The organism is Kocuria sp. (assembly GCF_030536815.1).
GTDB classification, from domain to species: domain Bacteria; phylum Actinomycetota; class Actinomycetes; order Actinomycetales; family Micrococcaceae; genus Kocuria; species Kocuria gwangalliensis.
Genome location: NZ_JAUNPE010000087.1, coordinates 1 through 9,366 on the forward strand (window position 1 = coordinate 1; position 9,366 = coordinate 9,366).

At 61.8% G+C, this 9,366-nt stretch carries 8 protein-coding genes; 5 read left to right on the top strand and 3 right to left on the bottom strand.

Annotated features, from left to right (window positions below; genetic code table 11):
- The first annotated feature begins 179 nt into the window (after positions 1 to 179).
- The 5 genes from Q4E95_RS08825 to Q4E95_RS08845 all read left to right on the top strand — a co-directional run bounded on the left by Q4E95_RS08825 (position 180) and on the right by Q4E95_RS08845 (position 7,538).
- Entirely contained in the window at positions 180 to 674 is a 495-nt protein-coding gene (locus Q4E95_RS08825) for a hypothetical protein (RefSeq protein ID WP_303382952.1), read from the top strand.
- A gap of 155 nt (positions 675 to 829) precedes the next feature.
- On the top strand, positions 830 to 3,187 hold the full coding sequence (gene coaE / locus Q4E95_RS08830; RefSeq protein ID WP_303382953.1) for a dephospho-CoA kinase: 2,358 nt from the start codon (positions 830 to 832) through the stop codon (positions 3,185 to 3,187).
- Positions 3,180 to 3,806: a dephospho-CoA kinase gene (gene coaE, locus Q4E95_RS08835; RefSeq protein ID WP_345310577.1), complete on the top strand. Its 627-nt coding sequence runs from the start codon at positions 3,180 to 3,182 to the stop codon at positions 3,804 to 3,806. The genes coaE (Q4E95_RS08830) and coaE (Q4E95_RS08835) overlap by 8 nt, the downstream gene beginning before the upstream one ends.
- Positions 3,807 to 3,836: 30 nt before the next feature.
- Positions 3,837 to 5,978: an excinuclease ABC subunit UvrB gene (uvrB, locus tag Q4E95_RS08840; protein ID WP_303382954.1), complete on the top strand. Its 2,142-nt coding sequence runs from the start codon at positions 3,837 to 3,839 to the stop codon at positions 5,976 to 5,978.
- A gap of 219 nt (positions 5,979 to 6,197) precedes the next feature.
- On the top strand, positions 6,198 to 7,538 hold the full coding sequence (locus tag Q4E95_RS08845) for a TerC family protein (protein WP_303382955.1): 1,341 nt from the start codon (positions 6,198 to 6,200) through the stop codon (positions 7,536 to 7,538).
- 91 nt (positions 7,539 to 7,629) lie between these two features.
- Here Q4E95_RS08845 and Q4E95_RS08850 read toward each other — a convergent pair whose 3' ends face one another.
- The 3 genes from Q4E95_RS08850 to Q4E95_RS08860 form a co-directional block, all read right to left on the bottom strand.
- Positions 7,630 to 8,136 (bottom strand): hypothetical protein, encoded by a 507-nt coding sequence (locus tag Q4E95_RS08850; protein ID WP_303382956.1) that lies wholly within the window; start codon positions 8,134 to 8,136, stop codon positions 7,630 to 7,632.
- On the bottom strand, positions 8,133 to 8,732 hold the full coding sequence (locus Q4E95_RS08855) for a SatD family protein (protein ID WP_303382957.1): 600 nt from the start codon (positions 8,730 to 8,732) through the stop codon (positions 8,133 to 8,135). The genes Q4E95_RS08850 and Q4E95_RS08855 overlap by 4 nt, the downstream gene beginning before the upstream one ends.
- A gap of 102 nt (positions 8,733 to 8,834) precedes the next feature.
- Positions 8,835 to 9,366 (bottom strand): DUF3516 domain-containing protein (locus Q4E95_RS08860; protein WP_303382958.1); only part of this gene is annotated, 532 nt, incomplete at its 5' end.

The window sequence follows — 9,366 nt, forward strand, 5'->3', positions numbered from 1 at the left end:
GCACCGTGTAGGAGACGTTCGGGTCGCTGGGCATGTACTTCAGTCTAGGGCGCGGTCAGAGGCGGATGCCGGATCAGCCGTACAAGGTTACTACTGAGAAGCTTTCTCGTGTGTCTTGTATCACGGCGTCCCGGGGAGGAACATGTCGTGCAAGAGCACTGGAGAAAGCGGTACCGACCATGAGCGAGACAATACGGCGTGCGGAAACCCAGGGTTCATCGGCACGCAACAGACAGATCGACCCCGAGGTCGACAAACACGTGAGGACACTGCTGACACTGACCATCGTCTCCGGCGTCTTGTACCTCACGACCATCCTGACCAACATCGTCACCGGCCAGATCACCCATCGAGCGTTCGAGGACGCACCGTTCGGCGCACCACCCGAGAGCGCGTACTGGGTCGGGGCCGTGGTCGGTTTGATTCTGCTGGTCGGCATGTACCTGGCCGTGTACATTCCGCTGCGCAAGCGACTGCGCGAAGGCTGGTACGCAGGTGCAGTCTTCGCAACCGTCGGCCTCATCCATGCGGCCTTGTCCGCGATAGTGGCACCGGGAAATCTGTTGCTCGGACTGCCCGGAATCATTTTGGTGATCGTGAACGGTATCTGGCTGTTCGTCGCATTCCGCCCGGGCGTGAGAGAAGGGCTCGGCCGAACTCGGACCGCTCCGTGACAGAGGGACAACGGAACGTTACGAACAAGTAACGGTCTCCGTTGCCGGTGCGCCAATAGGGGCTGCCAAAAAACTGGTCGGTACAGTTGAGGACCGTGATCTACCGCCCGTGAGGGAAATCACGGGCGGTTCCGCCAATTCGGAAGTCATGGAACATGCTCAATCGCTTGCACGATCGACTAGGCCTGAGAACCACACCCTCCATCTTTTTCATATCTGCCGGACTGATCGTCCTGTTCACGGCGGCGATGGGACTCTTTCCGACGCAGGTGCAGGGGTTCTTCGGCACCGTCTCCAACGCCTTGCGGTACCAGGCCGGCTGGTTCTTCACGTTCAGTGTCACGGCCATGGTCATTTTTGCCATCGGTCTCGCGCTCAGCCGGTACGGGCGCCTCAGAATAGGCGACGACGATTCCGAACCCGAGTACTCGGGCATCGCCTGGTTCGGCATGCTGTTCGCGGCGGGCCTCGGCGCGGTCCTTATGTTCTGGGGCGTCGCGGAGCCCATGAACCACTACGCGAATCCGCCCATGTACGGCACGGAGCCGTTCTCGGATCAGGCCGCGGTGGAAGCGTTGAACATCTCGAACTTCCACTTCGGGTTGCACATGTGGGGCATCTTCATTGTCCCCGGGTTGGCGTTCGGCTATTTCACGTACAAGCGGAAGCTACCCCCGCGAGTGTCGTCCGCCTTCCAGCCTCTACTGGGCGACGGCATTCACGGCCCGATCGGCAAGGCCATCGACATCATGGCGATTGTGGCTACGGTGTTCGGGCTGGGCGTCTCCGTGGGTCTGGGTGCCATGCAGATCAACAGTGGCATGAACTACGTGTACGGCATTCCCATGGCCGGCTGGATCCAGGCCGCGATCATCGCCGTGGTCACTGCGGTGGGTCTCGCCTCCGTGATTGCGGGTATGGACAAGGGTGTGAAGCGGCTGTCCTACATCAACATCGTGGCGGCCGTGGCGTTGCTCGTTTTCATTCTGATGGCCGGCGCCAGCATGTCTCTCATGCGTGGAATGGTCGAATCTGCGGGCAGTTACCTCAACGCGCTGCCCACGTTGGCTTTCTTCAATGACACGTTCGGCAACGGCGAATGGTCGGGTGACTGGACGGTCTTCTACTGGGCGTGGACGGTGACCTGGGCGCCCTTCGTGGGCATGTTCGTGGCCAAGATCTCGCGAGGCCGCACCATTCGTCAGTTCGTGGTCGGTGTGCTGGGCGTGCCGTCAGTGTTCGTGGTGATCTGGATGGCGATCTACGGCTTGAGTGCCTTCCAGATCGATCGCGCCGAAGGCACGGAACGGTCCATGACCGAAACGATCGTCGAAGAGGGCAACGTGGAAGCGGCCCTGTTCCAGTTGCTGCAGAACTTCCCCTTCTTCGAAGCCACGGCGGTCCTTGCACTGGTAGTCATTACGATCTTCTTCATCACCTCCATCGACTCGGGCGCCTTGGTGATGGACTCGATGGCATCGGGTTATGAGGACCAAGGGCCCCGACGACAGCGTGTTTTCTGGGCGCTGTCCGTCGGTGCCGTGTGCGCGGCCATCATCACGACCTCGGGCGAGGGTGGACTTGCCGCTCTGCAGGAAGTGATCATCGTGATCGGTGCCCCCGTCATGCTGATGTCCCTCTTACAAGCGTTCATGTTGTTCCAAGCGATTCGGGAGGACGCGGGAACGGCGAAACCCATCCGAACGCGGCAGTGGAAGCAGGTGCTTCCCGTTGAGGAGTACCACCGACGGGCACGTGAAGGTTCCACTGCGGTCGACGACTATGTCATGCGTCCCGAGTACGAGGTGGGGACGGAACCCGAGCACAATACCCACCAGCCCCGTACGTGGCACTGGCAGCGTGAAAAGGAAGGCCAGCCAGTTCTGCAAATGGCCCTGATCGGTGGCTACTCGGCGGGTAAGACCACCGTGGCCCAGGCCTTCGAGGATCTGGGTGCCACCGTGGTGGACAATGACGAAATCTGGGCCCATGTGCTGCGCCCGGGCACCGAGGCCCACGCCGAGATCGCCCGGATGTTCGGGGACACGGTCATGGCACCGAACGGTTCCGTGGACCTGGCTGCGCTCACCGACCTGAAGTCGAACAACGAGACGGCCCGTGACCGGATCAACGAACTCGTGCTGCCGCTGGTGCGGGAGGAATCCCGTCACCGCGGCCGTCGCGCGGGCCCGGACACCGTGCTCGTCCAGGATGTCCGCGACCTGGTGGAATCCGGTCAATCGGAACGGTTCGACGTGGTCATTGCCGTCGAGGCTCCCGCCGACATCCGCGTGCAGCGCATGGTCCAGGAAACGGGCATGACTCGCGAAGAAGCCTGGGACCGCGTCGACGATTCGAGCAGCGACGACGAGCGCCGCGAGATCGCGGACGAGGTCGTGACTAACGATGGCGACAACGAGTACCTCCGCGCCCAGGTCCGGCGGATCTGGGATGAGTATGTGGTGCCGGCCGTTCCGGAGATCGTCGGGGGAAAGGATGCCGCACGTGAGTGATCGCAACATCAAGGCCGGGGATCATTCCGTGATGACGGTGGGTCTGACCGGTGGGATAGCCTCCGGTAAGTCCACCGTCTCGCGGCGCCTCGGCGAGCTGGGTGCCGTGGTGATCGACGCGGATGCCATCGCCCGCAATCTCCAACAACCAGGGGAACGGGGTCACAGTGCCATTCGCGAACACTTTGGCGATGCGGTGATCGATCCGACAACGGGTGAGCTTCTCCGGCAAGAACTCGCCAACATCGTGTTCAACGATCAAGTTCAACTTGAAGCCCTCAACGGCATCATTCACCCCATGGTCCGCGAAGAAACGGCACGTTTGATCGAGGCCGCCGCGCCCGGGTCGGTGATCGTCTACGACATGCCGCTGCTCGTGGAGACCGGCCAGCACTCGGACATGGACCAGGTTCTGGTGGTCGAGGCGCCGGTCGAGGAGCGGGTGCGTCGAATGGTCACCGACCGGGGGATGGCCGACGACGACGCCCGGAGGCGGATCGCTGCGCAGGCCACGGACGAGCAACGGCGGGCCGCTGCAACCACCGTGTTCGACAATTCCGGCAGGGTCCAGGACCTCGTCCGTCAGGTCGATGAATGGTGGCGGTTACAGGGCAGTTAGCCTGTCGGAGGTGGCGCGTATTCTGGGGGCATGTCGCTGGCTCAGAAAATCAATCGCGTCGTCGCCCCCTTCGAAGTGGTCTCCGAGTTCCAGCCCGCGGGCGATCAGCCCAAGGCCATTGCGGAACTGACCGAACGTATTCAGGGTGGCGAAAAAGACGTCGTCTTGATGGGCGCCACGGGCACCGGTAAGTCGGCCACCGCTGCGTGGCTGATCGAGGCGGTCCAGCGACCCACACTGCTTCTCGTGCAGAACAAGACGCTGGCCGCACAGCTGGCCAACGAGTTGCGCGACCTGCTGCCCAATAACGCCGTCGAGTACTTCGTCTCGTACTACGACTACTACCAGCCCGAGGCGTACGTTCCGCAGACGGACACCTTCATCGAGAAGGACTCCTCCATCAACGAGGAGGTCGAGCGACTGCGGCACTCGGCCACCAATTCACTCCTGACCCGCCGGGACACCGTGGTGGTGTCCACAGTGTCCTGCATCTACGGCCTGGGTACTCCGGAGGAGTATGTCAAGCAGATGGTCACCCTGGCCGTGGGGCAGGAGATGGACCGTGACGACCTGCTGCGTCAATTCGTGAACATGCAGTATGCCCGTAACGACGTCGATTTCCACCGTGGCACGTTCCGCGTGCGCGGTGACACCGTGGAAATCATCCCCATGTACGAAGAGCTGGCGATCCGGATCGAATTCTTCGGGGACGAGATCGAATCGATCTACACGCTGCATCCGTTGACGGGGGAGATCGTCAACGAAGAACAGGAAATGTACGTCTTCCCGGCGTCCCACTACGTGGCGGGTGCGGAACGGATGGCGCGGGCCGTGGAAACCATCCAGAACGAACTGCAGAACCGGCTCCAAGAACTGGAATCCCAGAACAAGCTCGTCGAGGCCCAGCGGTTGCGCATGCGCACCACCTATGACCTCGAAATGATGGAGCAGATGGGCTACTGCAACGGCATCGAGAACTACTCGCTGCACATTGACGGTCGTCCACGCGGTTCCGCGCCCCACTGTCTCCTCGACTACTTCCCGGATGACTTCATGCTCATCATTGACGAGTCCCACGTGACGGTGCCGCAGATCGGTGGCATGTACGAGGGCGACATGTCACGTAAACGCACTCTGGTGGAACACGGGTTCCGTTTGCCGTCCGCCATGGACAACCGGCCGCTGAAGTTCGACGAGTTCCTGGAACGCATCGGCCAGACCATGTACATGTCCGCCACACCCGGCAAGTACGAGATGGCCAAGGTGGAATCCGTGGTCGAACAAATCATTCGTCCCACCGGGCTCGTGGACCCCCAGGTTGTGGTCAAGCCGACCAAGGGGCAGATCGATGACCTTCTGGAGCAGATCGAACTGCGCGTGGAACGCAACGAGCGTGTGCTGGTCACCACGCTCACCAAGCGCATGGCCGAAGATCTCACCGAGTACTTGATGGAACACGGGATCCGGGTTCAGTACCTGCACTCGGATGTGGACACGCTCAAGCGCGTGGAACTACTACGGGACCTGCGCATGGGTACCTTCGACGTTCTGGTGGGTATCAACCTGCTGCGTGAGGGTCTGGACCTGCCGGAGGTCTCGCTCGTGGCCATTCTCGACGCTGACAAGGAAGGCTTCCTGCGCTCCACCACGTCACTGATCCAGACGATCGGCCGTGCCGCACGTAACGTCTCCGGTGAGGTGCACATGTACGCGGACCGGATCACGGATTCCATGGAAACAGCCATTGAGGAAACCAATCGCCGGCGTGAGATCCAAGTGGCCTACAACAAGGAACACGGGATCGACCCGCAACCACTGCGTAAGCGGATTGCGGACATCACTGATCAATTGGCCCGCGAGGACGAGGACACGCGCACGCTCCTGGCTCAGCGAGCGGCCGCCAACGATCACACCGCTCCCATCAAGGGCGGCAAGAAGAAGAGCGCGTCCGAGTCTCAGCGCGAAGCCGCGTCCAAGGCCGAATCGAAGCTGTTGCGAGACGGCGTGCAGGCGGCACCCGCGGAGGATCTCGTGGAGCTCATCGAGCAATTGAGCGAACAAATGCGTAACGCGGCCGCCGAGCTGCAGTTCGAACTTGCCGCCCGGCTGCGTGACGAATTGTCGGATCTCAAGAAGGAACTGCGCCGCATGAAGGATGCGGGCCACGCCTGACCTGCTGGGCGAGCTGTGTAAACTAAGTCGAACCATCAAACGTGGGGGAGTATCCCTAAGAGCTGTGAACGTCAGCACGAGCGGCAAAGTTGTCACTCCGGGCGCAGCAACCGATCACTCATGGTGCCAAGACCACTGTCACAGGTGAGTCGACCGAGCACCGGTCGGTGGAGAGACCCACGGTAATCATCCGGATCTCTCAACGGAAAGTGCTGACACATGGAAATTACCGGCCTGCAATGGGGCATCACCCTTGCATTGATTTTGGGCCTGCTGGCCTACGACTTCTTCTTCCACGTGCGGAAACCGCACGAGCCCACCATCAAAGAGGCCGCGATTTGGTCGGCCGTGTACGTAGGTATTGCCCTGCTCTTCGGCTTGGTCATCCTGTGGATGGACGGCCTGCAGCTCACGGCGGAGTACTACGGCGGTTACATCACCGAGAAGGCGCTCTCGGTCGACAACCTGTTCGTCTTCCTGATCATCATCGCGTCCTTCAAGGTGCCGCGCGCTGATCAGCAGAAGGTCTTGCTGTTCGGCATCGTGTTCGCGCTGATCGCCCGTACCGTGTTCATCTTCATTGGCGCCGCGGCGATCAACGCCTTCTCGTGGGTGTTCTACCTGTTCGGCCTGATCCTGATTTACACCGCCGGTAAGCTCATCAAGGGCGAAGTCACGGATTCGGAATCGGACGAGGCCGACAACTTTGTGGTGCGGTTGGCCAAGAAGCTCCTGCCGACCACGGATTACTACGACGGCGACAAGCTGTTCACCATCGAGAACGGCAAGAAGGTCATGACCCCCATGCTGCTGGTCATGGTGGCGATCGGCGGCACGGACATTCTCTTCGCGCTGGACTCCATCCCCGCGATCTTCGGCCTGACGCAGGAACCGTACATCGTGTTCACGGCCACGGCGTTCTCACTCATGGGTCTGCGCCAGTTGTACTTCCTGATCGACGGCCTGCTGGATCGCTTGATCTACCTGTCGTGGGGCCTCTCGCTCATCCTGCTGTTCATTGGTATCAAGCTGATGCTGCACGCACTGCACGAGAACACCCTCTCGTTCATCAACGATGGTCAGCACGTTCCGGTCGCCGAGATCGGCATTGGTACCTCCCTGACCGTGATCATTTCGATCCTGGTCATCACTGTCCTGGCATCTCTGTTCAGCCCTAAGGGTCGTGCCCTGCGGATCATTCAGAAGACCCAGGACCTCTCAGAGAAGTACCTGGCTCTGCCCAAGGACGCGCCCGCCGAGGATCGTAACCGCATTTCCACCAAGATCGCGGAACTCACCCAGCAGTTCCCCAAGATCTCGGAGAAGCACAAGGAAGATCTCATCGACTCCCGCGCAAAGTTCCGCAAGATGGTGGAGACCGTGCACGGCCAGCAGAGCGAGTTCGAATCCACGGGCGAGGTCAAGACCCCGTCCCCGGATCTGAACCAGGAGGATGTGGAATCGGCAGCCCCCACGGCCACGGTGCAGCCCACCGGTAAGGCCGCGGACGGCAACGGTCCTGAAGGCCACTCGTCCGGAGGCTCGAGCTCGGTCCGCTGATGGATCGAAGACGGTCTGAGTAGGCCGCCACATTAACGACGTCGCTCGCGCACCTCAGGTGCGCGGGCGGCGTCGTTTTCATGGGTGGGTATTAGCGCCAGGCGGCGAACGGCCCGGGGTCCGTGGTGCACCACAGGGCCGCGGCGGCGAAGAGTGCGGCCCACAACAGCGAAGCCAGGGTGCCGATGATGAACTGCTCGCGTTGCCGTGCATTGGTGAATTCACCGTACCGGGCCAGGCCCTTGACGGCCACGACCACGCCGATGCCGGCCACGTGGCCGGTGAGTAGGGAGGCAATGGTGGCAGCGCGTTCCAGGAAACCGATCACCAAACCGCCGCGCAACGGTGGAGTCACCGGCTCAGGGGGCGGATCCTGACCGTTCCACGGATCGGGACCGGGGGTGGGTCGCTCGTGGGACACGTCCGCCAAATTGAACACCCACCGCACCACGAGGTCCCCGGAGAGTGTTCCTGCTACCAGGAGTGCCGGATAGGCCACTTCACGGGGAGCCGTACCGGCCACCGCGGTCCACACAAAAGCGGTCACGACCAAAGCAGCCGGGAGAACCGCGTCCAGGAAAATTCGGGAGATTTTCACGGGGCCTCCGGGTGCTCGTTGGCCAGTTCCAGGAACGTGAGAACCGTCGGGTGCACGGCCTGCTCCTGGCTCCACAGCGCGGAGGACAACCGGCGGGACACCGAGGACTGCGCAATGTCCAACTCCTGGGCAATCCGTTGCTGGGTGAATCCCTGCTGGGCCAGAACGGTGGCCTGCTTGGCCGTCTCGGTCCGACGTTCCCGCACGGCACAGGCCAGGCTGAGGACGGCTTCCGCGTGGGTTGCCCAGTCGGAGCCGCGCACGGCGGGGTAGCCAGTGTCTTTGGAAGCGGTCACGGCTTCTCGGGCGGATACGAAGGCCTGACCGGTGGCCTCGTTGACGTTCTCCGGGAGCGGGGTGTCCACGTGTCCGATGCCCAGACCGACGTGCCACTCCTGCTCATCCGCCAGGGCGAGCACCACGTCCAGGACGCACTGCGGCTCGTCATAGAGTGCTTGCAGTTCGTCTCCGGCGCTGATCTGCCAGCCGAGGACTGCCCCCGGAAAAGAGCTCCGGAAGCGGTCGCGGTGTTCGAGCATGGCCAGGGACTCGGGATCCTCGCGTGATCCCCTGCGGTCCACGGTCAGTGCGTACACGGTGCCCTCCTCGCTGTCCGTCCGCTTGCCGTTATGCTACATGCGGTTCTCACTGCATAGAACTCACTTATGCGTTGATAACTGCATATGCTGAGGTGTGCTTCAGTCACGACCCGTTTCGGCGATATTGCCCACGTTGTCGACCAGCACCGCGGGGAAGCCTTCCCCGTCCGAGGCGGCCAGATCGATGCGGGCATTGATCCCCCAGTCATGGTTGCCGTCGGGATCGTCGAAAACCTGGGCCACGGTCCAGTACCCGCTGAGTCCCTCGGGCTTCTCATTGATTCGAATCAGCGCCGGGCCGCGGGACTGGGCGTCCGTGTAAATGTCGTCGTATTCGCCGAAATAGGCGTCCATGGCATCCGCCCAGCGATCGCGATCCCAGCCCGTGCCTTCGTCCAGGGCACCGAGGACCTTCTCCTTTTCCTGGGCGAAAAGTTCCACGCGCTGGAACAGCGCATTGCGGACCATGACCCGGAAGGCCCGAGGGTTTCTGGTAACGCCCTCAGGTTGTTCCTCCACAAGTTCCTCAAGGGAATCCGCGCTGGTTCCCATGGGGGATTCTTCGCCTGCAGCGAGCTTCTCCCATTCGTCGAGCAGGGAGTTGTCCGTCTGGCGGATGCTTTCGCCGAGC

Bases quoted from the DNA above. Each gene is read 5' to 3' on its own strand.
- Q4E95_RS08845 (WP_303382955.1), top strand. From the start codon at position 6,198: ATGGAAATTACCGGCCTGCAATGGGGCATCACCCTTGCATTGATTTTG.
- Q4E95_RS08825 (WP_303382952.1), top strand. From the start codon at position 180: ATGAGCGAGACAATACGGCGTGCGGAAACCCAGGGTTCATCGGCACGC.
- coaE (WP_303382953.1), top strand. From the start codon at position 830: ATGCTCAATCGCTTGCACGATCGACTAGGCCTGAGAACCACACCCTCC.
- uvrB (WP_303382954.1), top strand. From the start codon at position 3,837: ATGTCGCTGGCTCAGAAAATCAATCGCGTCGTCGCCCCCTTCGAAGTG.